The following is a 22591-nucleotide window of genomic DNA, read 5'->3' as shown; positions in this document are numbered from 1 at the left end:
AACATACAAGTGATTAGCAGTTACCATTTCAACAAAAAAGCAAACACTGATTACTCACCGAACCGTCTCGCGTAACTGCGCATCGCCCCGTGCCTGATCATTTCGGCCGGGGCGTTTGTTTGCGTATTGATGGCAGACCGTGTAACGGTTTTCGCGGATTTATCCGCGAATCATTCACCGCTTTCCATCACTCTTTTGTAAAAACTCCACTCCAACTCCAGTGCATGGGCCAGGTTGCTGGCCAGGCGAAAGCCGTGGCGTTCGTTCGGGTAAAAGTGCGCTTCGGCCGGTAGGCCGTTGTCGTGCAGGGCCTTGAGCATGTCGCGGGTTTGCTGCGGCACGACCACGGCGTCGAGTTCGCCCTGGAAGAAGATGACCGGGGCCTTAATGCGATCGGCGTGGAACAGTGGGGTGCGAGCACGGTAGCGCTGTTCGTCCTGTACCGGGTCGCCGATCAGCCAGTCGAGGTAGTCGCCTTCGAACTTGTGGGTGGTTCGAGCTAGGGCTAGGGGGTCGCTGACGCCGTAGAGACTGGCGCCGGCGCGGAACACGTTGCGAAAGGCCAGGGCACAGAGGGTGGTGTAGCCGCCGGCACTGCGGCCACGGATGAACACCTGGGCACGGTTGATCAGGCCGCGCTCGGCCAGGTGGCTGACCACCGCGCAGGCGTCTTCGACATCGGTCTCGCCCCATTTCAGGTGCAGCGCCTGGCGATAGGCGCGGCCGTAGCTGCTGCTGCCACGGTAATTGAGGTCGGCGACGGCGAAGCCGCGCTGGGTCCAGTACTGGATGCGTGAATCGAACACAGGGTAGCAGGCCGACGTCGGCCCGCCGTGGATGAACACTACCAGTGGCGACGGTTGCTCGCCATTCATGGCCGGATAAAAGAAACCGAAGGCCTGGCTGTCGCCGCTGGCATAGCGCAAGTGTTGCGGGCGGCTGATCTGTTCGGGTGCTAGGGGCACGGTGCCGCCGGCGAGGACTTGCACCGCGCGGCTGGCCCGATGGATGGCGATGATCACCGATGGGCTCACCGCCGAGGCGGCAATGGCGTAGATGAAGTCGGTATCCAGGTTCAGGCTGCGAAAGCGGTTGTAGTCGCCGCTGTAGTCTTCAACCAGGCCATTGGCCGAGCAGATACCTAGACGCGTGAAGCCGTCTTCGAACCAGCTGGCGAGGTAACCCTGATCGGTCATTGGCAGCCAGGTGCAGGCGCCCAGTTGCCAGGGAGCGCCGGCATGGTCGTTGGCCCTAGCGCGTAGGGGGGTGCAGCCCTCGGCAGTTTCGCCCCAGGGCTGCCAGTAGCCATCGCGGTCGGAAAGGCAGAACAGGCGACCCTGTTCGTCGAAACGCGGTTGTTGCAAGGACTGTGGTTCAGAGGTGCCGGCCACGCAACGCGCTTCGCCCCATTGACCCGAAGGGAGGCGCTGTTGGCACATCAGGCGGGTTGCGGTCCAGGGTTGGTCCGGCCGACTCCATTGAATCCAGGCCAGGCGTTGACCGGACGCATCGAGGGTCGGCGCGGCATAGAAGTCGGCACCTTCGGCCAGTAGCTGGCGTTGGCCGTCGAGCAGCGCAATGGCCACCAGACGGTGCTCGACACCTTGCGCGGCATGGGTTTCTTCGACCGCCAGCACCTGTCCACCGGCGAACTGCAGGTCGCCGTAACGCCGCTCGCCTTGGGTCAAGGCTCGCGGCTCGCCGCCTTCCAGCGATTGCCAGTAGAGCTGCTGGTCGCTCTCGTTGACGAAGATCACGCCGTCATCGGTCAGGCAGAACGAGCCACCGCCGTATTCGTAGACTCGGCTGCGCACGCTGAAACCGTCGGGTGTCAGGCGCTCGGCGTGGCCGGCATGCCAGCGCCAGATGCGGCAGGCGGCATCCTGGGGACGGAATTCGTTCCAGAACAGGCCCGTGGGACCAACCCGCAGTTCGTCGAAGTCGGTCCCGGCAGCAACGGCCTGGGCGGCGGTGAAGAGTTCAGCTTTTGGCGATGAGGCGCGAGTTTCGGTCATTGCGGAAGACCAGTTGTTCAATCGTCTGGGTGGCGTGCTCGGCTTCTTCACGGGCCTTGAGAATGATCCCATGGTCGGCGGACTTGCTGCACACCGGATCGGCATTGCTGGCGTTACCCGTTAGCATGAAAGCCTGGCAACGGCAGCCACCGAAGTCCTTTTCTTTCTCGTCGCAGGAGCGGCAAGGCTCAGGCATCCAATCATAGCCACGGAAGCGATTGAAACCGAAAGAGTCATACCAAATGTGTTGCATGCTGTGATCGCGCACATTAGGGAACTGCACCGGCAGCTGCCGCGCGCCATGGCAGGGGAGCGCTGTGCCGTCAGGGGTGACGGTGAGGAAGATGCTGCCCCAGCCATTCATGCAAGCTTTCGGCCTCTCTTCGTAGTAATCCGGGGTGACGAAAATCAGCTTGCACGGATTGCCTTCGGCCTGGAGTTTGGCGCGGTATTCGTTGGTGATGCGTTCGGCGCGTACCAGTTGCTCTTTGGTCGGCAGCAGGCCGACGCGATTCAAGTGTGCCCAGCCGTAGAATTGGCAGGTGGCAAGCTCGACGAAGTCGGCTTTCAGGGCGATGCACAACTCGATGATGCGGTCGATCTTGTCGATGTTGTGCCGATGAGTGACGAAGTTCAGCACCATCGGGTAGCCGTGGGCCTTCACTGCACGGGCCATTTCCAGTTTCTGCGCGAAGGCTTTTTTCGAGCCGGCCAGGAGGTTGTTGACCTGCTCGTCACTGGCCTGGAAGCTGATCTGGATATGATCCAGGCCGGCGGTCTTGAAGTCGGCGATCTTCTGTTCGGTCAGGCCGATACCCGAGGTGATCAGGTTAGTGTAGAAACCCAGCTTGCGGGCTTCGGCGATCAGTTCAGCGAGGTCTTGGCGCACCAGCGGTTCACCACCGGAAAAGCCCAACTGCGCGGCACCCATCTCCCGTGCTTCACGGAATACCTTGAACCATTGTTCGGTGCTTAGCTCCTTGCCTTGGGCGGCGAAGTCCAGGGGGTTGGAGCAGTACGGGCATTGCAGCGGGCAGCGGTAGGTCAACTCGGCCAGCAGCCACAGTGGCAGGCCGACCTCAGGCTTGACCGGCAGCTCAGGCAAGTTCGATCCAGTACTCTGCACGAGCGACCTCCATGAATTGTTCGATGTCGTCACCGAGTTCGGGTATGCCGGGGAACTGCTTGTCCAGCTCGACGATGATGGCCGCGACATTGCGCGCGCCGTCGATCAACCCGCCGATGGCGCTGGCGCTGTCATTGAGTTTGATCATGCCTTCAGGATAGAGTAGCACGTGGCCTTTCTGTGCCGGTTCGTACTGGAAGCGATAGCCGGTGCGCCATTTCGGGGTCAGGTTTCGATCGAAGCTCATAGGGCGATTCCCTTGTGCCAGACACGTTGGTCGGTGACGCTGTGGTAGGGCGGACGGTTCAGCTCGTAGGTCATGGTCATGGCATCGAGCATGCTCCAGAGGATGTCCAGTTTGAACTGCAGGATTTCCAACATGCGTTGCTGGCCTTGCAGGGTGAGGTAGTGCTGCAGGGTGATCGCCAGGCCATGCTCGACATCACGGCGAGCCTGGCCCAGGCGGGTGCGGAAGTACTCGTAGCCGGCCGGGTCGATCCAGGGATAGTGCTGCGGCCAGCTGTCCAGCCGTGACTGATGGATCTGCGGGGCGAAGAGCTCGGTCAGCGAGCTGCTGGCGGCTTCCTGCCAGCTGGCACGACGGGCGAAGTTGACGTAGGCGTCGACTGCAAAGCGCACGCCGGGCAGCACCAGTTCCTGGGAACGCAGCTGGTCAGGGTCCAGACCCACGGCCTGGCCCAGGCGCAGCCAGGCCTCGATGCCGCCGTCTTTACCGGGTGCACCATCATGGTCGAGCAGGCGCTGAATCCATTCGCGACGCACTTCGCGATCCGGGCAGTTGGCCAGGATCGCCGCGTCCTTCATCGGGATATTGACCTGATAGTAGAAGCGGTTGGCGACCCAGCCCTGGATTTGCTCGCGGGTTGCGCGCCCCTCGTACATCGCCACGTGGTACGGGTGATAGATATGGTAATAGGCACCCTTGGCGCGCAGGGCCTGTTCGAATTCGGCGGTGGTCATTGGCGTGGCGTCGGTCATGACGGGCTCCTACAGCTCGATGCTCATGCCGTCGAAGGCGACTTCGACGCCCCGGCGGTTCAACTCGGCGCGTTCGGGAGAGTCTTCGTCGAGGATCGGGTTGGTGTTATTGATATGGATCAGCATCTTGCGCTGCTCGGGCAGGCGTTCGAGCACTTCGAGCATGCCGCCGGGGCCGTTCTGCGCTAGGTGGCCCATCTCGCGACCGGTGCGGGTGCCCACGCCGCGGCGCTGCATCTCGTCATCGTCCCACATCGTGCCGTCCACTAGCAGGCAGTCGGCGTCGGCCATGCGGCTCAGCAGGTCGTCGTCGACCTTGCCCAAGCTCGGCGCGTAGAACAGTTTGCCACCGGTTTTCAGGTCTTCGACGATCAGGCCGATGTTGTCGCCCGGGTGCGGGTCGAGGCGGTGTGGCGAGTACGGCGGCGCGGCACTGCGCAACGGCAGCGGGGTGAAGCGCAGGTTCGGGCAGGCGGGTATGATGAAACTGCCTTCCAGCTCGATACGCTGCCAGTCTAGGCCGCCGTTCCAGTGGGTGAGCATGTTAAACAGCGGGAAACCGGTAGTCAGGTCCTGATGGACCATGTCGGTGCACCAGACGCTGTGCGGGCAGCCTTCGCGCAGGCTCAGCAGGCCCGTGGTGTGGTCGATCTGGCTGTCCAGCAGGATGATCGCGTCGATGCCGGTGTCGCGCAGGGCGCGGGCCGGTTGCATGGGCGTAAAGCCCTGCAGTTGGGCACGGATATCCGGCGAGGCGTTGCACAGCACCCAGTGAATGCCGCCATCGGACAGCGCAATCGACGACTGCGTGCGGGCGCGGGCGTTGAGCGTGCCGTCGCGAAAGCCCTTGCAGTTGACGCAGTTGCAGTTCCATTGCGGGAACCCGCCGCCAGCGGCTGAACCTAGAATCTGGATGTACATCGCGGCCCATTTCGGTGTGCGCTGAAAATAACAACGCCCCGGCTGACCGAGGCGTTGTACAGCAAAACAAATTAACGGTTTGCGAAGTACATGGTGACTTCAAAGCCGATACGCAGGTCGGTGTAGGCAGGTTTGGTCCACATAGGCTAGCTCCTTTTGGGGGATGGGTGGGTGCAACACATTTTTCAGCTCACCTCCGCAGGGAGATGTTCAGCTGATAGGGCAATCATACTACTAAAAATCCATGTGCTGATACGTTAAATTTATGAAAAAGCTTATTGCAGCCCGGTAATGATCATTTTACCACTTGCCAGGACTCGTCCCCTGCGGGGCCGTTGGCCAGGCACAGCCAGCCCGCTTCGGCCCGCGCGATTTGCCCTGCTGCTTGCTCCAGCAAATCTGGCCGTTGGCGCAAAAACGCCTTGCGTAATAGATCCATGAATCCGACGAGTGGCCAGCCAGCCGAGATTGAGGTAGGTTGTCAATAATGGACACCAATAGATTCCTGCTGCTATTGACTCGGCCATTAAATGGTTTCATGCGGCATATTTTACTCGTGGGTCTTGAAAGTAAAAAGATCGCCACCGATGAATCATTCACTACAACAAATATCCCAAACCGTCTATCTGGACAGCAAAAGCTTCTGACATCCTCCAAAAGGTCAATAGAGCTAGCTGTTACTTAAGTTTCAAACAGAATGCAACGCTACCCTAATCAAAAATAAGAAATTTGCTTATTTTTATTTTTTAGTATTACTTTATTATGTCTCTCACAGGCCTGCTCGGTGTGAATGATGTAGGGTTGTACATGCAGCTTATCACGCGCCTGATCAAGTAAATTGGAGGTTTTATCGGGGTGCTTTCATCCTAAAAATTAGGTTGCACTATATTTATTTTTACATCAAATTCAACCTGTTTGAGGAGACGAACCATGAGCAACACATTGAGCGAAGAAGGATTGGACCTGCTGTTTCGCAAGGCCCACACCCACAATGGCTGGTTAAACAAGTCGGTGAGTGACGATATCTTGCACCAGATCTACCACGTCATGAAATGGGGACCGACCAGCGCCAATTGTTGTCCGGCGCGTATCCTGTTTCTGCGCACGCCGGAGGCGAAGCAGCGGCTGTTGCCCGCCCTGGCGCCGGGCAATATAGAAAAGACCATGACGGCTCCGGTCACTGCCATCATTGGCTATGACGTGAAATTCTACGAGCTGTTGCCGAAGTTGTTTCCCCTTGCGGATGCGCGCGCCTGGTTCGCCACACGCCGGAGCTCGCTGAGGTCACGGCGCGACGTAATAGCTCCCTGCAGGGGGCATATTTTATGATTGTGGCGCGCGCATTCGGGCTGGACTGCGGGCCCATGTCCGGCTTCGATAATGCCAAGGTCGACCACGAATTTTTCCCCGCCAGCGGTGGGCTGGATAAATTCGAGCAGGAATACTTTCCCGATAGCCATGTGAAGTCCAACTTTCTGTGCAATCTCGGCTATGGTGATTCAGCCAAGCTATACCCGCGCAGCCCACGTCTCGACTTTGCCGAGGCGTGCAAATTGCTTTAAGGGAGTGCATCAGGATGTTTGCGGCGGTGGAAGGGATGTGGTGGTCTGATAGATCCCTGTGGGTTTCTCTCCTAATCGTTGATGTTGAGATCAAAATGCTGAGATAAGATGAGCGGTGACCTTGTTAGGCATGATGAAACATATGGACGATTGCTGCACTGAGAAAGCTTTTGCGCTCGAGCTTGCTCCAGCGATCGTCATGTCGCGACACTCTAAGCTATGGTATTGGTGCAGGCAGTGCATGAATTAAACTAAATAATTTATCTTTGGTATAAATGTCATATTCTCAAGTTTAGATATTCAGCCCCGATAGGGCTGCAATTGGGCACGTAATGATATTGACACCAATGCGTAATAATCAGTTAAACAGAAGGAACGGTTGGCGCGGTGGCCGCCATGCACGCGAAGATTTTCTTTAGAGTGTGAGGTCAATGTACCCACCGCATTGCATGAATTGGATTAGTCGGTCCTCTATCTTGCTGACAATGTCAGATCATCGCAATTCAATGTAGAAATCTTAATACCGTTTACAACACATGATTGAACGAAACAAAGTTCTCGTTTCATGTTCCATCCCCTTTTGATTCGTAAGACTTCGAAGCCCCAGAACAAGCTGCGTCCGAGAACTGTGACTTAGAGGGAACTAGATGATCAACGTTTTGACATTGTCACGCCCACCGACTTTCAATCTCGACTTGCAAAGTCATGCTGAGAACCGTGCGGATCTGTACGGTGATCGCCAGCACGGCTACGTTCTCCAGTGTCGGCGCCACTCCCACAGTTTGGATAATGTCGCCCGCTACCAGGAACTCCAGGCCGAGCACGATCGCGTCGACGAAGTCCTGCCGGAAGCGCCGAACGTCCATCGCCTGCGCGGCCGAAACGCCGGCGACCAACGGCGACTAAAACGCCACGGCAATGACCACGATACCGCCAGCGTCGAACCCCAGTCCGACCCACTCCATGACTGCGCGAAAGATATTCATGGCGGCGGGCGTGCACCATGAGCTTTACTTTCCGAAACTTCAGCCCTGTGCCGGTTGCTTCTATTTGCAGCAGGTTTTCGTACTGGCAAGAAAGGTTTTTCGATAGCGTTCTCATCACATGGACTGACAGGGTGTGCGCCAATTCTACCGGGGTGCCTGGATAGGCCAGGCACAGCGGCGCGCTACAACGGCGCTGAGCATGTCTGGCGATTTTCAAACGGAGCCTATCTTGAGTTCGGACAACTTGAAACACATAGCGACTATTCCAAATATCAGGGACGCTCTTTCACTCTGCTGATGGCTGATGAGATCGGCCAATTTTCTACACCTGATTTACTTGACATCCTCAGATCGAATCTGCGTGGCCCCAAGGATGTACCTATTCGCGTTGTGCTTGCGGCAAACCCTGGCGGCCCAGGTCATCATTGGATTGCCAAAAAGTATGTATTTACTGGTATACCATGGTGCCCATTCCTCGAACCCAAATCTAAGCGACATTGGTGTTACGCTCCGAGTACGTTCATCGGCAATCAATTCATTGACATTGAGCAGTACCGCAATCAGCTTGAATCATCTTGTCCCAGCGATCCAGAATTATTGCGTGCCTGGATAGACGGAGACTGGACAGTAAGCAGAGGCGCATATTTTGCCAGCGTCTTAGATGAGTCCCGTAACTGCGTAGATCCGTGGGACAAAATACCTGAGCACTATGGCAAGTCCTGGGAAACATACCTTGCTCATGATTTTGGCAGTAGTGCCCCGAGTGCTCCTTACATCTTCGCCAAGAGCCCCGGAACCAATGGGCCGGATGGCCGCTATTATTCGCGTGATTCGCTGGTGATTGTGGATGAACTCGCAACTGCGAAACGGGATAGACAAAACGAGGGTCTAGGCTGGACTGTACCAATACTTTCAGAGGAAATCATTGCCATGTGTAAGCGGTGGAGAATTAAGCCTATGGGCGTTGCTGCTGATGCGATTTTCAGTAAGTCCGGCAGCGGTGCGGGCAATTGCTGACGAATTTAACCAGGGCGGCGTCCGTTTCATTGCAGCCAAGAAAGCCGACCGACTTACCGGCTGGAATATTATGCGTAGGTTGTTGGCTGATGCGGGTAAGCCTGATGTCCCCGGCCTATACATCGCGAGGACGTGCGAATACTTTTGGGAGACCGTACCCTACCTGGGACGTGATCAAAAGCGCGTAGAGGACGTAGATTCGAGTGAGCCTGATCATGCTGCTGATGCGGTGAGGTATGGGTGTTTGAGGCAGCGATTAGAGTGTAAGGTATCGCCGTTAAATATTTGAGGAGCAGATAGCCGTTTGTCTTTCCGGTAGGAGGAGGTGAGCGACTAAGTCGCAAAACGGATAAACAATCCGTTGTTACAATGCTTTAATACGTTATTTTTCATTTACTTGAATAATCTATTTTAGAAAAATAATCATAGAATAAGCGGTAGCCAAAAATCAGAGGCGAATATAGTGGGATGTAATGCAGGCAAAACACGTCAATGAAGCGATCTTACGGTGTCTTTTTTTAGTAGGCGAGAAAGACAGAAAAGAATGGATTAGGTGTAGGGGATTCGTATTGCGAGACTTTCACCATTAAGGCCTATGTCTTTTATTTCAACGAGAACCGGAGGTGCGCCCCAATCATCAGTAATCAGGCGATGAATGAGTTGCTTGCCTGCAAGGCCTTGCGATTGAAGCGAGTGAAGCTTATGCAATAGCTCGTGCCCACAGGTGAATTCTTGCATCCCGCCATCCACCAGACGTATCGAAACTTGGATTGCGTTCATATACAACCTACAATCTGAACAAACAAATAAAAGTTATTTGCAGCTTCAAATTTGATTAAGTTTTATTTAACTTGCTTATTTTAAGATTATTTTTACTTTTGCTCGCTTATAGTATTGCCCATAAAAATACATGTAACTTGTTGATTATTGGTGCCCGGGACCGGACTTGAACCGGTACAGAGATTTCTCCCCGACGGATTTTAAGTCCGTTGTGTCTACCAATTTCACCACCCGGGCGAGATAAAGCAAGTTTGGAATGAGGATTACTAACCGACTCATTTCACATCGTGCATTATACAGAGATGCCCGCCACGTTAGCAAAAACATCGTAATTTTTCTCAATCAAGTCGGGTAATTGGCGAATTGATTGAGCCCATTTTTGTCAGCAATAAATTGATTTGTCCGGTATTACAGCAAATAAACGGTACGCTGTTGATTCCTCCTCTTTCCTGAGTTACAGAGTCAGACCTGTACAGTTCCTGTGGTTGAGTTATACCGGATAAATCATATACCACAAGCTTGGAGAGTTTCTTTGCGCGATAAGAACTTATGCCGTTTTCTTGACACTGATAGCAATATCACTATAATGCGGACTTCGATTTTTGCGGGAATAGCTCAGCTGGTAGAGCGCAACCTTGCCAAGGTTGAGGTCGCGAGTTCGAGTCTCGTTTCCCGCTCCACCTTCTTGGGAAAGTATCTGGCTTTCCCTTATTTTCTTAAAGCATGCGCAACATGGCGGGGTGGCAGAGTGGTCATGCAGCGGCCTGCAAAGCCGTGTACGCCGGTTCGATTCCGACCCCCGCCTCCATCTTCAAGCGTACTTAGCCCAAATTTTTATCCGTGGATTTTTTTTGCTCTGTTATAATTCGTACCTTCGGGGCGTAGCGCAGCCTGGTAGCGTACTTGGCTGGGGGCCAAGTGGTCGGAGGTTCGAATCCTCTCGCCCCGACCAGATAAATCAAAGGCTTGCAGCTTAAACTCTGTAAGCCTTTTTTATTTACTATGACTATCCTATAGGTGCACCAGAAAAATTCTGCTTATCCTGTGTTCGATAATAATTAATATTCAAATATTTTTGGGTGGACTCACAGTACTTCATGAACTTGTTTTTTCGCATTCAGTTATCAGGAAATAAAATACCAATATGTTAAAAGCTATCGAAAAATGGTTCGAAGCTACGTTGTGGAACGGACGCTTCGTGGTAGTGGTAGCTGTTGTGGCGAGCATGGCCGCTGCCATTGCGATTTTCTATATGGCCACAGTGGACGTGGTGTACCTTGTCGGCCACATACTACCTTACGCCGATTCCGCTTTGACCGAAGAGGCGCGCAAGCTTCTGCATGACCAGACCATCAGCCATGTGGTGGAAGTGGTGGACGGCTACTTGCTTGCCACCTTTATGCTGATTTTCTCGCTGGGCATGTATGAATTGTTTGTCAGTGACATTGATGAAGCACATGGCAGCAAGGCCTCCAGCAAGATTCTGGTTATCGCGAGTCTGGACGACCTCAAAGCGCGGCTGGCAAAGGTAATCCTGATGATCTTGATCGTCACCCTGTTCGAAGAAGCACTGAACATGAAGATATCGACCCCGCTCGACCTGCTTTATCTCGGCGGCGCCATTGCCCTGATCGGTGCTTCGCTGTTTCTGACCCACAAGTCGGAAGATAACGGAAAAGAAAGTAACCACTCTGGAGATTGAACCGTGAATTGCATTATCCAGTTTCTCATGCACCCCTGTTCGATTGATAAGCCTCGTCAAAAGTTTGGGCATGATCATTGCATGCCACAGAACTTGATCTTCTGTGGCGGCGAGCATAGCTATTCCAACTACACTTTCGTGGCAGGGTGATGAATATAGATACAGATTATTGGCGCGAACGTTGGGCCAGAAGTGAAACAGGTTTCCATCAGAAAGAAATTAACCCGCACTTGCAGCGATTCTGGTCTGCACTGAACCTTGCTTCTGGCAGTCGTGTGTTCGTCCCACTTTGCGGCAAGAGCCGCGACATGCTTTGGCTGCACGGGCAAGGCCATGAAGTGGTTGGCGTGGAAATCAGTCCATTGGCGGTCGAGGCATTCTTTGCTGAGAGCGGCCTGCATGCGTCAGTCACAAAACACGACACCTTTAACATCTACCAGACAGAAGGACTCCGGCTTTACTGCGGCGATTTCTTCCAGATGACATCAGAGGATGTAGCCGGGGTGAGTGCAGTTTTCGATCGCGCCTCGCTCATCGCGCTACCCCAACCAATGCGCAGTGCCTACGCAGCCCACATGCAGACCATTCTGGCTTCCGGCGTAAAAACCTTGTTGGTCACCTTCGACTACCCACAGCATGAAATGCAAGGGCCGCCTTTTAGCGTAACAGAGCCTGAGGTAAGGGCGCTTTATGAAAAAGCAGGCGAGGTGCGCCTGCTGTATAGCGCGGACATTCTCGACAAGGAACCACGATTTCGCGACAAGGGTATAACCCAATTGCAGGAAAAGATTTTCCTTGTGACGCATAACCCACCTTAAGCAGTATTAAATTTTTCTTAATTCTTTGCACAACACTGCCTTCCTTTGGCGCTTATCGGGCTTCCAATTTATTTCAGCTGGCAATGTCTGCAGCCATCAGTCTTTTAGTTTCAATTCTTGTGTGGCCCTTGCCACAGTGGTAGGCGCGCTGATCCAGATGCCCGCAATGCTTTGGTAGTTAGTCAACAATTCCAAGTCTTGGTATGATCGGGTTTGAACTTTTTGAGAAAAGTAGCCTTTATGATTGACATAACTATTTATCACAACCCTGGCTGCGGCACTTCGCGCAATACTCTGGCGTTGATCCGCGATAGGGGTATTGAACCGCGTGTTATCGAGTATCTGAAAACGCCGCCTAGCCGCGCCGAACTGGTGACATTGATCGCAGCCATTGGCAAGCCTGTACGTGATGTGCTACGCCGTAAAGACACGCTATTTGAAGAGCTGGATCTGGATAATCCGAAATGGAGCGATGACGAACTGATCGATTTCATGATCGCAAACCCGATTCTGATCAACCGCCCGATCGTCGTAACACCATTAGGAACACGTTTGTGTCGGCCATCTGAATCTGTGCTGGATATCCTGCCGCAACCGTAGCAGGGTGTATCTAAGCCACCTAAACACTTAAGGATTTAGAGTCATTAAAAATGACACTCCTCTTCACCTGACCGTGCGCAAATGGCCGATGTCGATATCGTCGAATTGAGCACGGTGGGGTTCAATGACGAACAGATCGTCTAAATCATGATTCACGTCGTATTGAATATTTTTCCTGACTATGTCAATCTGACTTTTTAAAGGGCGATTGATTTCACTAACGTCAATTACGCGTACTTAGATGGCAGCTTTGCTGGGGTGGCTTAGCCTCACTCAGCAATACTTAACCTAGCTCAGGAATAATCGTATGACTAACATCCACCCAGTAGCTCCGGAACTACAAGTATCTCAATGGCTCAATACACTACGTTCTATTACGCTTGCAGATTTACGCGGACGCGTGGTCGTATTGCACGCATTCCAGATGTTATGCCCTGGTTGTGTGTCACATGGTCTGCCACAGGCTGCGGCTATCCATGAAACCTTTCCGGCAGCAGATGTTGCCGTGATCGGTATTCACAGTGTCTTTGAGCATCACAGTGCAATGACACCCGTGGCTTTAGAGGCGTTCCTTTATGAATACCATATTCGTTTCCCCGTTGCTGTGGATCGACCATCAACAACAGGCAACATTCCCCACACGATGGAAGCATTTAATATGAGGGGCACACCCACGCTGATTCTTCTGGACCGGCAAGGCCGCATCCGACTTAATCACTTCGGTCGTATGGATGATTTGCGCGTTGGAGCAACGATCGGCCAACTGGTGAGTGAGGCTGCGATCGATCCCAATAGTAATCAATATCAAGAGCAACCTGCTGCAGGGCGCGTCGGTTGTGATAACGAAGAGTGTGCTATTTCTGACAATATGGGACAAGCGAGTGCATGAGTCGCCCAACTTTACCATCAATATTAAGTGCTCTGAAATGCGGAATGGCGATCTTAAACTGGCAGTGACGATCAATGCATCGTGCCAGCATTAGAACAGCGAAGCTGTCAGAGCAAGTTCACAGAATTCTGCACATACTCAACCTACCAACCGAGCCGTTTTCGGGTCATAGGCCACTTCGGTGATTGACCCATCCCGAATGCGCTGAACCGCTTCGTCAATCACATGGAGCGGCACTAGGAACCATTCCCTTGGCTTCACCGGATTTCCGAAGCGGTCTTCGATGGTCAAGTCGAGCTGTGCTGTGCCGAACAAGCGGTGGAAGACATTTTCCAGCCTAATGCGGTTCAGGTTGTGGAGTTTGTAGGTGGCGACCACCTCCACGTCGGCCAACAGATAGGTGGCATCCTTTTCTGCACCAGCAATGCGAGTCTCTATTTTTCCGCCAGTCACGCCGATCTTGTGGATCAGCTCGCGGTGCTCGGCGACGAATGGATGGCTGGACAAGCTGTGCAGCACATAGATGGTTCCGGTTTCAATGTCGTCTGGTTCTGGCGTATTGCCAAACAGCGGCCCCATGTCCGTACCGGTCAACATGCGGGCGTTTTCGTCTTTGTAGAGCGCACGTTGTAGAGAGCGCATTAACAGATTGCTTTCGGTGCCGTTGGAGTAGAGCACGCGCAGGCGCGCATCGGGTTCATTGTTGCCCGTGCGAAAAATGTCACCCTGCTCGGCCACATAAACCAATAAACCGCCCAAGACAAAAAAATTGCCCACCTTAAAGTTGGAATCACGCCCAAACTGGCGGGACTGGCGAACGCCAGCCTTTAGCTCCCGCTCCACCTGCTCAAACAGCGGTTGGAACTTGTCAAAATCCGCACATGGCGTGCGGTCGGCAATTTCTTCCGCTGCACGCTTTTCAACGCTGGAACGCACATGGCGCAGCACGGTGATGTCATCCTGGTTGGCGGATTTATCCCCTATACCCAACTCGGCCAGCAAGGCATCTTCGTCTAGGTCATCCACATCTGCCAGGGCCGCTGCCCCACCAGACAACAGGCCGGGGCCATCCAGTTCAGCTAGCAGGGTTTGCACTTCTGGCAACTTGCGTAGCTGATCCAGGCGTACGGCATACAGGCGCTCAAAGATGTCACGGTCCTCGCCATGCAGCGGAGCGCGCCCATTGGCCTGATGGAAGCGCAGGATGTCCTCGAAGCCAGCGATGATGCGTTCTTCGCGCGGGGTTCGGCTGGAGGCCTTGAGCGGGGCGACTTGTACACCCAACGCATCCAGCAGTTCGTCATCGTCCATTTCAGCCATTGCCGGACTTTCCTTGCGCCTGTGCCGCCTTCGCTTGTGCGCGGTAGCGCGCTAGCGCAGTCACGCCTTCAGCCATGCGTTTTTCCCACGCATCGGCGGAATTGATATCCGGCAGACGGCCACGCTCGTTCTTGAACTGCAAGGCACGTTTTGCCAGCTCGCGGGCATCGTCTTCGGGGATGCTCACCTTCTTGGCGGCAATGCTGGCCTGTACCTGACGCAGCGATTTCTCATCCATCGCTTTCGCCAGCACAGCATAGGCGGCATCAAAGGGATTGATGCGGTCGATCAGGTCAATGTCCAGGTCGCGCACATTGACGAATTTGCGCACCCCATCCAGCAAAGCCGTATTGCCTTGTACCGTACCGTCGCCTGCACCTCCATTTGCATCGGCCTGGGCCAAGGCCAATTTGGCCTGTTGGGTGATGTTCATCGCAGCAATAGCGTGCTGACGGATGGCCTCTTGGTCAGTATCGCTCAAATCCGGGTAACGCTCGCGCACGATCTTGCCCATGCGTAACTGGGTCAACTCTTCGGGCAGTGTGTTTTCCTTGTCGAACAGGCCGCGCTCCAGCGCGGTCTTGTCCTGCAAAAAGCTGGTGACGACTTCATTCAAGTCCTCCTTGCAGATGCGTGTAGCTTCCGGGCTTTGTGGCGTTACCAGCCCATTGATCTCGACGTGAATCTGGCCGGTGTCTGTGTTCACGCCAATGTTATGGCCGCCGTCCTTGTAGCCTTCCGCGCCATAATCGAAGCCTTCCTTTGGGCCAATGTTTTTTGGCGTGAACTCATAGCGCGGCGCCAGCACTTGCTCCATCAGCAGGCTGGCGGAAATGGCCTTGAGCATGTCGTTCACCGCCTCGGCCACGGCGGCCTGTTCGGCTGCGGGTTCGGCAATCAAATTGGTGAAGCGCGATCGCTCCTTGCCCTCGGCATCACGAGTGGCGCGGCCAATAATCTGCACGATTTCGGTCAAGCTGCTGCGGTAGCCTATGGTCAGCGCGTGTTCGCACCAAATCCAATCAAAGCCTTCCTTCGCCATCCCCAGCGCGATGATGATGTCCACGTGGTCGCGATTGTTCTTCTGCGCGGGATCTTTCAGCGCAGTGAGCACACGAGAGCGTCTCGCCGGATCGCTGTCATCCACCAAATCCGCCACTTTCAGGGTACGCCCATCACGGGCTTGCACCAGATGGAATCCGGTGGCCGGATCAAGGCCTTTCCATTCGCCCAAGCCGTGCAGGATTTCATTTACCTCGCGCTCCTTATCTTTGAGGCTTTCGCGGGCATTCACATTGGGAATGTGGACAATGGTTTTCAATGCCGGGTCCAACACCTTTGTGACGGCATCAACGTATGGGCCTGTGTAGAAGAAGTAGCCGATGTCCAGCGATTGAGCCATTGGTAGCCGTTGAGCTGCTCGTAGTAGGTATAAGTGACCGTCTCGAACCGGGCCTCATCCGCCGGCCCCAATACCGCCTCGCTGTCGCCACGGAAGTAAGACCCAGTCATCGCTACCAGATGCACCTTGTCGCGGGTGATGAACGCGCCCAACTGACTGCCCAGCTTGTTGTCCGGGTTGCTGGAGACGTGATGGAACTCGTCGATGGCGATCAGGCGGTTGTCGAATGCCTCAATGCCCAGTTCTTCTACCGCAAAGCGGAAAGTGGCGTGAGTGCAGACCAAAATCTTATCGGTACTTTCCAAAAATTTGCGCACCGCGTCCACCTTGGACTTGGCCACGCGTGGCTCATCCACGCCGGGGGCATTGCACAGGTTCCACTGCGGCGCTACCTGCCAATCCCAATAGAAGCCGAACTGGCTTAGTGGTTCGTCGGCGAAGCTGCTGCCAATCGACCGCTCCGGCACCACGATGATGGCATGCCGCAAGCCCTGATTGTTGAGCTTGTCCAGCGCGATGAACATCAGCGCGCGGGATTTCCCCGATGCCGGTGGCGATTTGATCAGCAAATACTGTTCGCCGCGCTTGGCATAGGCGCGCTCCTGCATGGCGCGCATGCCCAGCATGTTGGCTTTGCTGGAAGCGCCGGTGCGCGCCGTGGTGATGGACACCGACGGCACGGTGTAGGCGTTGGTGGGACTGGTCGGGTTGGTCACTGTGTATCGTCCTCCGTGGTTATGTCGTTGCCTGCCAGTTCGCGCTCGATCTGCTCGATGCTGGGGCAATTGTGCTGCAGCTTGCTGCACAAATTTCCCATCCGGCTAGACCCAATATTGTTCACTTTAGAAAAATTCCGTTCGCCCTGAGCTTGTCGAAGGGCTCCAGTTGCGAAGCTGGTGGTTCGACAAGCTCACTATGAACGGTTAAGTGAACAGCATTGTGGCTAGACCAATGAGTTAAATCCGGATAATCCATTAGCCCGGCCATTCCTTGTCACCCTCGCGAAAGCGGGGGGCAGGCGGGAATCCAGCAAAATAAACTGCCCGTGAAGCGGACAAAACGAACCGCTTGCGGTAAGTTTGAGGGGCGGCCAAACCTTGAGATTGCGCGGCGAAAACCCCTTCATGTTGGGAAAGGTGGCGAGTTCATGGTGGGAGGCGCTTCATTCATGCTCATTTTTGTCCTCAACCTTAAGACGTAGCTCCAAACGCGGAATATCGACAGAAGTCGGGATATCTTCGCGCAGGGGGAAATCAGCAAAACGTCCCGCCAATGCCAAGCCATGGAACGCGGTCTTTGCTGCGTTCTTTTCGACACCGGTCATCAGGACCAAACGCTGCTGTGCCTCCATAAATCCCCCTATCGGTAAATTTCGCGCCGGTTGCCAACCTGCACCACGAGCACGCGCAATACACCGTCCTGAATGTCGCAAATCACCCGGCAGTCGCGCACGCGATAACGCCAGAAACCACCCAGCGAGCCGGTCAGCGCTTTGCCTGAGTCGCGCGGATTTTCCCGTCCGGCGACCCGCTCATCCATAAAATCAACGATGCGCCGCGCCGTCTGCTTGTCCAGCTTGCGTAGCTGCGCTTTGGCCGTCTCCGCGTAATCAATTGTCCAGGCCAAGGTCTTTTCTCACGTCAGCAGCGGAATGCACCTGTTCTTGTCCCTTGCGGACACGCTCCAGCACGTCGGCGGCAAGGTAATAGTCCTCCATTTCCTCGATGCCATGCTCGATGATTTCGCGCAGATAGTACGCCTTGGTGCGCCCGGTATGGGAGGCGAGGTAATCAAGCCTTTGCTCGATTTCAGGAGCAAGGCGAATTGAAGTTGCCATATTAAGAGTCTCCAGTTGAATGCGTGTATTCACTGTATCACAACGCTATTATTTTGACCAGCCGTGGCCACCCTGCTTGCAACGCCCCTACTTACGGCCTTTGCCCTGCTTGCCTGAACCAGCCATCATCTTAGTATAAAGCTCAAACAATTTTTCCAGCCGCTCGGTGTCGTTCTTGAAACGGCGGCCGATGTAGATGCGCTCCAGCACTTCGTCGTTGCGCTCGTGTGTGAATAATTCAAGTCTAGGTAGCATTATCATGCTCGAAATTTTCCAGCCGCATTCTTCGTTCTCCAGGGTTGATACCTGAGCAAGATGCCAAACCCGGGCTGTATCGACGGAGTAATCTGATTCATAACGGCTTGGACCAACTCAAGTGTCAGCCGATAAGCAAAGTACAATTCCGTGATTCCAGGTGGACTTCCTAGTCCGTACCTCCAATCACTAATGTCCTTGAAAGAAGGCCATGTGGAAAGTTTGGTCGCATCGAAAGTCACGCCGTGCTTGCCCGCTAGTTTCAGCAATTCATCAAGCGGATGAATTTTCTTTTGCGATCTGGTTTCTTTGCGAATTACTGCCTTAAGGGCTGCCTCGTTGGCCATTTGTAAATCAAACCAAGCAGGGCCTATCTCAGGAGTCTGAAAGGAAACCAAGCGCTCTGCTGCTTGCTTCAAATAGGTCAGCGTCGATTGAATCAGCTTTTGTACCTCATGATCGCCATCGTAGCGAAAAGTCACACGCCTGAACTCAAGGTAACGCAAAACTTCGACTGTCTGCCTTGCCTCGGCAGCAACTAACGCACGAGCCTTATCATTGAGTTTTGAAAGATCCGGACCACCAACGATCCAAGAAGTTGCTTCTTCGCCTTCCCCAAGCCCTTCCTCGAAATACATCCAGGCAAGTTCGCCTTCCTCTTCAACTCTCGTCCTATTAGCAGGAGCAGCGATGATGAATGGCATGTCTCGAATCATCACCGCACCAATAAGAGGGGACGTCCCTTTAGCTTTCATGGCGGGTGAGCCGTATTTATCAAAATACCAATATTCTACGGCGTCAAACAGAACCCGAAACCAGGGCTCTTCCCAGTTTTTTGCGAGGTTTGTTGGTTGATCGACGCGCTCTTCACCCGCCTTAACCTCGATAGCACCTTCACGAAACAGCATCATGAGCGCCCGAAATGGACGCTGAGAGAGAGGCAGCTCCTGTTGCGATAGTTCCACATTAAACAGCTCTAGCCAGTGATCTATCTTGTCTGCAAGTTCACGGCTCTGTTTTAGTCCTGCATCTCCGTGGGCAGCATGAAGGTTCTCAGGCGGGTTAGAATTCGTCATATCGATACCTTTGCCGTCATCTTGGTATAAAGCTCAAACAGTTTTTCCAGCCGCTCGGTGTCGTTTTTGAAACGGCGGCCGATGTAGATGCGCTCCAGCACTTCATCGTTGCGCTCGTGGGCGTGGCGCAGGTTGCCCGGCATATTGTCCGGGTCGTACAGGTCGGCGATGGTGGCGGGGAAGTGCACTTCGCGGGCCAGCAGGATGTTCTCGGCGCAGACGGTCAGGTCAGCCTTGTTTTGTTCGGTGAGCAGCGGCACGGGAAAGGTGTTCCAGCCGAGGGTGTTGGAGTAGCGATAACGCGTTTCCAGCTTGCCGCAGACCGTGCCAATCCAGACCAGATGCAGGCGGGAGGCGATCAACGCCATATTCCAGAGGGGCGCATCGTAGAGGGCGAAAGCGAGATTTGTAACAGTTGAGTTTTCGTCAACGACTCCCGCAGGTAAATAATCGCGTGACTCTGATGAAACACAAGGCATAACAATCGTCTGCCTCTGCCCAATATTCATCTCCCTCATCTGGTGTGCCCGCGCAGCCATTTCATTGGCTCCGCTGTCTCGGCTCGCTAGCCTCATTGTTCGCACGCCGTCAATACGTTGGCGAATTGGTGCAATGCGCATCGCTTCTTCAAGATGGGTATCCTCAATCCATAGGCAATAGCGTTCCTGACCACGAATAAACTCTGCCGAGCCGTAGATACGGCGAATAAAACGGGCATGTTGCTCTGGTGTTAGGCTAAGTGCATCGACTTCATCACCGGCGAGTAGCAAATGGCCACCATCATATGGCATGTTGCCACGTAACATTTCTGTCAACTCACCCAAAGGGCGAGGTGCCTTTTCCACGATAACATTGATACTTGGCACCAAATAGGCATTGATGTGTTCGACTTCTTTGACGAGTGAGATACCGTCATCACTCATTGAGAAAATCTTGCGCAGCTTGCCTATTTGGTTGCTGATGCCCACGATTGCCACCGTCACACCCGCATTATGACTGGCCAAATTAGCCCATTTGAACGAGGTGTGCGCAAACGCAATTTTGTTGCCGGTGCTGAAAACCAGCGGCCAAAGAATGGGCACTTGCTGTCCTTGGCAGATGGAGTTGGTGGACACGAACGCGGCAGCGACATTGGTCTTGGTGCCGTAATCGGCGGCCTTCATGAACCAGCCCGCCACATAGTCCAGTGACTTCCAGTTCTTGGTGAGGTTGGCGAATATGGCTTGCAAATCCGCCTTCTGTTCGTCCTTCTGCCAAGTGGAACCCAAATACGGTGGATTGCCACAGATATACGTCTCACCCCCTTCATTCGCAAAATCAATCTCAGCCTGATCGAGCGGTGTGCCGAACAAATCATCCGCGACCACCTTCACACTTGTCCCCGTAGGTCGGCAAATACCCAACCAATCCAGCCGCAGTGCATTACCGCAAACAATCCAGTTCTGCGCATCCAGCGGCAAAAACTCCGCCAGCGCGTCCTTTTGTCCGCGATACAGCACGTCGCACTGGAACTCGGCAATGATGAGCGCCAAGCGTGCAATCTCCGCCGGAAAGTCGCGCAGCTCAATGCCCCGGAAATTGGTCAATGGAATCTCGCTGCCCAAATGCGGCTCTTCCCGGCGGCGGTTGATTTCCGCCTCGATTTCGCGCATCTGCTTGTAGGCGATGACGAGGAAGTTGCCCGAACCACAGGCCGGGTCGAACACGCGGATGCGCGTCATGCGCTTGCGCAGGTTCAGTAGCTTGATTTTGTTATCGCCCGCCTCAGCCAACTGTGCGCGCAGCTCGTCCAGGAACAAGGGGTTCAACACCTTCAGGATGTTGGGCACGCTGGTGTAGTGCATGCCCAATGCGCCACGCTCTTCGTCGTCGGCCACGGCCTGGATCATGCTGCCGAAAATATCCGGGTTGATCTGTTGCCAATTCAAATTCCCGGCATGGATCAGGTAGGTGCGCGCCATGCGGGTGAAGCGCGGCACGTCGGTCGCGCCGGAAAACAGGCCGCCGTTCACATAGGGGAAGCCATTGGCCCAGTTCGGCAAATGGGGCTGGGCATAGTCGCGCTCGGCGACCTTGATGTTCATGGCGCGGAAGATAGCTTGCAGCACCTCGTGAGTGTTGCTGCCATCGCGCTCGCTCATTTGCTCGATGGTGTGGGTGAACAAGCCATCGCCGTTGAAAATGTCGGTGTCTTCTGCAAAGAAGCAGAACACGAGCCGGGCCATGAAATGGTTCATGTCGGCGCGGCGCTCGTCTGTGGCCCAGTCTGGGTTTTCGCGCAGCAGTTCGACATACAATTTGTTCAGGCGGCCCGTGGCACGCACATCGACGGGGTTGTCCTTGATCTCCTTGACGGTGGAGATACCGGCCAGCGGCAGGAAGAAGCCGAAATGGTTGGGGAAGTCGGGGTAGGCGCAGGCGATGGTTTCGCCACCAGTCAACTCTTCAGCCTCCAGGGTCTGCCCGTCGGTGGCGAGGATGAATTTGGCACGGGCTTTTGTAGTGGCGGGGCTGGCGCGTAAGGCCTTGAGGGAAGCACCCACGGTGCCGCCTTCGCACACGGCGATATGGATATTGTTGCGCTGGAGCACGCCACCAGGCACATCCGAAGCATTGTTGTTGCCAGTACGCAGGCGTTTGAGGGCTGTGTCCTTATTGCCGAAAGCGGCCAGAAACTCAAACGGAAACTCTGTCGCATTGAAAGGCTGAAGGGCCAGTTCCGAAATGGCTTCCTCGATTTCTACTGCATTCATGGAGCATCTTGCCTGTGTGATTTCCCCCCGCTCGTATCCGGCTGAGGTTCAGTGACTGACGTGGCACTAAGGGGCACCATTGTAAATGATTGTCTATGAGACCTCGTAACGTTTCGCGATCTGACTAGCCGGAATGGCTGGACATACATCAGCCGCCCAGATAGCCCAATGGCACCGCGAGGCAAGATCACCTTGCGCCAGCATGTAGTTGAAAAGAAACCTGCGCTCACCATCACCCCGGAAGAGTTGCTCAGTCTGCGGGAGAAGTTGCACCTGTCGCAAACCGTATTCGCCAGATACCTGCGTACTAACGAACGCACACTGGAAAACTGAGAATAAGGCCGAGCCAGTCCGAATGCCCAAGCTGCAATTTTGATCCGTATGGTTGAGCGCTACCCGGACACGGTTGAGCGTCTGTCTGCCATTTGATTACTAGCTGATTGGCGCCTGCGCCAACACTTTTGCTGTATGGGCGCGGACAAGCAGCTCAATCTGCAATCAAACGGTGCGCTGTGCCATGGGGATGTTGTAGG

26 protein-coding genes, 4 tRNA genes and 1 pseudogene are annotated in these 22591 nt (G+C 54.4%); 11 read left to right on the top strand and 20 right to left on the bottom strand.

Going from position 1 to position 22591, the window contains the following annotated elements:
- Window positions 1-170: 170 nt before the first annotated feature.
- The 7 genes from MKZ32_RS09785 to MKZ32_RS09755 all read right to left on the bottom strand — a co-directional run bounded on the left by MKZ32_RS09785 (window position 171) and on the right by MKZ32_RS09755 (window position 5500).
- Complete coding sequence (locus tag MKZ32_RS09785) at window positions 171-2015, bottom strand: S9 family peptidase (protein WP_239797096.1); 1845 nt, start codon at window positions 2013-2015, stop codon at window positions 171-173.
- Window positions 1981-3120, bottom strand: coding sequence for a pyrroloquinoline quinone biosynthesis protein PqqE (gene pqqE / locus MKZ32_RS09780; RefSeq protein WP_239797095.1), 1140 nt, complete (start codon window positions 3118-3120; stop codon window positions 1981-1983). The genes MKZ32_RS09785 and pqqE overlap by 35 nt, the downstream gene beginning before the upstream one ends.
- Window positions 3113-3388, bottom strand: coding sequence for a pyrroloquinoline quinone biosynthesis peptide chaperone PqqD (gene pqqD / locus MKZ32_RS09775; protein ID WP_239797094.1), 276 nt, complete (start codon window positions 3386-3388; stop codon window positions 3113-3115). Before pqqD ends, pqqE begins: the two co-directional genes overlap by 8 nt.
- Window positions 3385-4140, bottom strand: a complete 756-nt coding sequence (gene pqqC / locus MKZ32_RS09770) for a pyrroloquinoline-quinone synthase PqqC (protein WP_239797093.1) — start codon at window positions 4138-4140, stop codon at window positions 3385-3387. Before pqqC ends, pqqD begins: the two co-directional genes overlap by 4 nt.
- Before the next feature lie 9 nt (window positions 4141-4149).
- The gene (gene pqqB / locus MKZ32_RS09765; protein ID WP_239797092.1) at window positions 4150-5061 is read right to left on the bottom strand and encodes a pyrroloquinoline quinone biosynthesis protein PqqB; all 912 of its coding nucleotides are present in this window, start codon (window positions 5059-5061) and stop codon (window positions 4150-4152) included.
- Between the two features lie 71 nt (window positions 5062-5132).
- Window positions 5133-5204, bottom strand: coding sequence for a pyrroloquinoline quinone precursor peptide PqqA (gene pqqA / locus MKZ32_RS09760; protein ID WP_003243383.1), 72 nt, complete (start codon window positions 5202-5204; stop codon window positions 5133-5135).
- Between the two features lie 152 nt (window positions 5205-5356).
- Entirely contained in the window at window positions 5357-5500 is a 144-nt protein-coding gene (locus MKZ32_RS09755; RefSeq protein ID WP_239797091.1) for a hypothetical protein, read from the bottom strand.
- A 491-nt stretch (window positions 5501-5991) separates the two neighbouring features.
- On the opposite strand from MKZ32_RS09755, the gene MKZ32_RS09750 reads away from it, so the two are divergent.
- Together MKZ32_RS09750 and MKZ32_RS09745 are read left to right on the top strand one after the other, a co-directional pair.
- Complete coding sequence (locus tag MKZ32_RS09750; protein WP_239797090.1) at window positions 5992-6390, top strand: malonic semialdehyde reductase; 399 nt, start codon at window positions 5992-5994, stop codon at window positions 6388-6390.
- Complete coding sequence (locus MKZ32_RS09745; protein WP_239797089.1) at window positions 6387-6623, top strand: nitroreductase family protein; 237 nt, start codon at window positions 6387-6389, stop codon at window positions 6621-6623. Before MKZ32_RS09750 ends, MKZ32_RS09745 begins: the two co-directional genes overlap by 4 nt.
- 668 nt (window positions 6624-7291) lie before the next feature.
- Here MKZ32_RS09745 and MKZ32_RS09740 read toward each other — a convergent pair.
- Entirely contained in the window at window positions 7292-7519 is a 228-nt protein-coding gene (locus tag MKZ32_RS09740; protein WP_239797088.1) for a DUF1622 domain-containing protein, read from the bottom strand.
- A gap of 100 nt (window positions 7520-7619) precedes the next feature.
- A pseudogene (locus tag MKZ32_RS09735) lies at window positions 7620-7778 on the bottom strand (ISNCY-like element ISCARN112 family transposase); the annotation flags it as partial.
- An 804-nt stretch (window positions 7779-8582) separates the two neighbouring features.
- Here MKZ32_RS09735 and MKZ32_RS09730 point away from each other — a divergent pair.
- The gene (locus MKZ32_RS09730; RefSeq protein ID WP_239797087.1) at window positions 8583-8915 is read left to right on the top strand and encodes a hypothetical protein; all 333 of its coding nucleotides are present in this window, start codon (window positions 8583-8585) and stop codon (window positions 8913-8915) included.
- 260 nt (window positions 8916-9175) lie between these two features.
- Here the strand turns inward: MKZ32_RS09730 and MKZ32_RS09725 are convergent, their stop codons facing one another.
- Entirely contained in the window at window positions 9176-9406 is a 231-nt protein-coding gene (locus tag MKZ32_RS09725) for a hypothetical protein (RefSeq protein WP_239797086.1), read from the bottom strand.
- A 148-nt stretch (window positions 9407-9554) separates the two neighbouring features.
- Window positions 9555-9643 (bottom strand) — tRNA-Leu (locus tag MKZ32_RS09720).
- 367 nt (window positions 9644-10010) lie between these two features.
- Here MKZ32_RS09720 and MKZ32_RS09715 point away from each other — a divergent pair.
- From MKZ32_RS09715 to MKZ32_RS09685, 7 genes are all read left to right on the top strand, one after another.
- Window positions 10011-10086, top strand: a tRNA-Gly gene (locus MKZ32_RS09715).
- Window positions 10087-10140: 54 nt separating this feature from the next.
- Window positions 10141-10214: transfer RNA gene (locus tag MKZ32_RS09710), tRNA-Cys, on the top strand.
- Between the two features lie 67 nt (window positions 10215-10281).
- Window positions 10282-10358 (top strand) — tRNA-Pro (locus MKZ32_RS09705).
- A 192-nt stretch (window positions 10359-10550) separates the two neighbouring features.
- A complete protein-coding gene (locus MKZ32_RS09700; protein WP_239797085.1) occupies window positions 10551-11108 on the top strand; it encodes a YqhA family protein in 558 nt (185 codons plus the stop codon).
- 149 nt (window positions 11109-11257) lie between these two features.
- Window positions 11258-11926, top strand: a complete 669-nt coding sequence (locus MKZ32_RS09695; protein ID WP_239797084.1) for a thiopurine S-methyltransferase — start codon at window positions 11258-11260, stop codon at window positions 11924-11926.
- A gap of 240 nt (window positions 11927-12166) precedes the next feature.
- Window positions 12167-12526 carry an arsenate reductase (glutaredoxin) gene (gene arsC / locus MKZ32_RS09690; protein ID WP_420887727.1) on the top strand — a complete coding sequence of 120 codons (360 nt, stop codon included), beginning with the start codon at window positions 12167-12169 and terminating at the stop codon, window positions 12524-12526.
- Between the two features lie 307 nt (window positions 12527-12833).
- Entirely contained in the window at window positions 12834-13415 is a 582-nt protein-coding gene (locus tag MKZ32_RS09685) for a redoxin domain-containing protein (RefSeq protein ID WP_239797083.1), read from the top strand.
- Window positions 13416-13553: 138 nt separating this feature from the next.
- On the opposite strand, the gene MKZ32_RS09680 is transcribed toward MKZ32_RS09685, so the two are convergent.
- The 9 genes from MKZ32_RS09680 to MKZ32_RS09640 form a co-directional block, all read right to left on the bottom strand.
- Complete coding sequence (locus tag MKZ32_RS09680) at window positions 13554-14735, bottom strand: GIY-YIG nuclease family protein (protein ID WP_239797082.1); 1182 nt, start codon at window positions 14733-14735, stop codon at window positions 13554-13556.
- Window positions 14728-16056: a hypothetical protein gene (locus tag MKZ32_RS15850; RefSeq protein WP_239797081.1), complete on the bottom strand. Its 1329-nt coding sequence runs from the start codon at window positions 16054-16056 to the stop codon at window positions 14728-14730. The genes MKZ32_RS09680 and MKZ32_RS15850 overlap by 8 nt, the downstream gene beginning before the upstream one ends.
- The gene (locus tag MKZ32_RS15845; RefSeq protein ID WP_239797080.1) at window positions 16053-16853 is read right to left on the bottom strand and encodes a DEAD/DEAH box helicase; all 801 of its coding nucleotides are present in this window, start codon (window positions 16851-16853) and stop codon (window positions 16053-16055) included. Before MKZ32_RS15845 ends, MKZ32_RS15850 begins: the two co-directional genes overlap by 4 nt.
- A gap of 446 nt (window positions 16854-17299) precedes the next feature.
- Complete coding sequence (locus tag MKZ32_RS09665; protein ID WP_239797079.1) at window positions 17300-17488, bottom strand: hypothetical protein; 189 nt, start codon at window positions 17486-17488, stop codon at window positions 17300-17302.
- Between the two features lie 8 nt (window positions 17489-17496).
- Window positions 17497-17763 carry a type II toxin-antitoxin system RelE family toxin gene (locus MKZ32_RS09660; protein WP_239797078.1) on the bottom strand — a complete coding sequence of 89 codons (267 nt, stop codon included), beginning with the start codon at window positions 17761-17763 and terminating at the stop codon, window positions 17497-17499.
- Complete coding sequence (relB, locus tag MKZ32_RS09655) at window positions 17747-18007, bottom strand: type II toxin-antitoxin system RelB family antitoxin (RefSeq protein WP_239797077.1); 261 nt, start codon at window positions 18005-18007, stop codon at window positions 17747-17749. Before relB ends, MKZ32_RS09660 begins: the two co-directional genes overlap by 17 nt.
- A 54-nt stretch (window positions 18008-18061) precedes the next feature.
- On the bottom strand, window positions 18062-18235 hold the full coding sequence (locus MKZ32_RS09650; protein ID WP_239797076.1) for a hypothetical protein: 174 nt from the start codon (window positions 18233-18235) through the stop codon (window positions 18062-18064).
- A complete protein-coding gene (locus MKZ32_RS09645; RefSeq protein ID WP_239797075.1) occupies window positions 18232-19305 on the bottom strand; it encodes a hypothetical protein in 1074 nt (357 codons plus the stop codon). Before MKZ32_RS09645 ends, MKZ32_RS09650 begins: the two co-directional genes overlap by 4 nt.
- Window positions 19302-22058, bottom strand: a complete 2757-nt coding sequence (locus MKZ32_RS09640; protein ID WP_239797074.1) for a class I SAM-dependent DNA methyltransferase — start codon at window positions 22056-22058, stop codon at window positions 19302-19304. Before MKZ32_RS09640 ends, MKZ32_RS09645 begins: the two co-directional genes overlap by 4 nt.
- Before the next feature lie 168 nt (window positions 22059-22226).
- Between MKZ32_RS09640 and MKZ32_RS09635 the strand changes: the two genes are divergently transcribed.
- The gene (locus tag MKZ32_RS09635; protein WP_239797073.1) at window positions 22227-22391 is read left to right on the top strand and encodes a helix-turn-helix domain-containing protein; all 165 of its coding nucleotides are present in this window, start codon (window positions 22227-22229) and stop codon (window positions 22389-22391) included.
- Window positions 22392-22591 lie beyond the last annotated feature (200 nt).

The sequence above is a fragment of the Candidatus Nitrotoga arctica genome (genome assembly GCF_918378365.1).
GTDB lineage: Bacteria > Pseudomonadota > Gammaproteobacteria > Burkholderiales > Gallionellaceae > Nitrotoga > Nitrotoga arctica.
The sequence above is the reverse complement of the archived record's forward strand: the minus strand, read 5'-3'. Positions and strand labels throughout refer to the sequence as shown.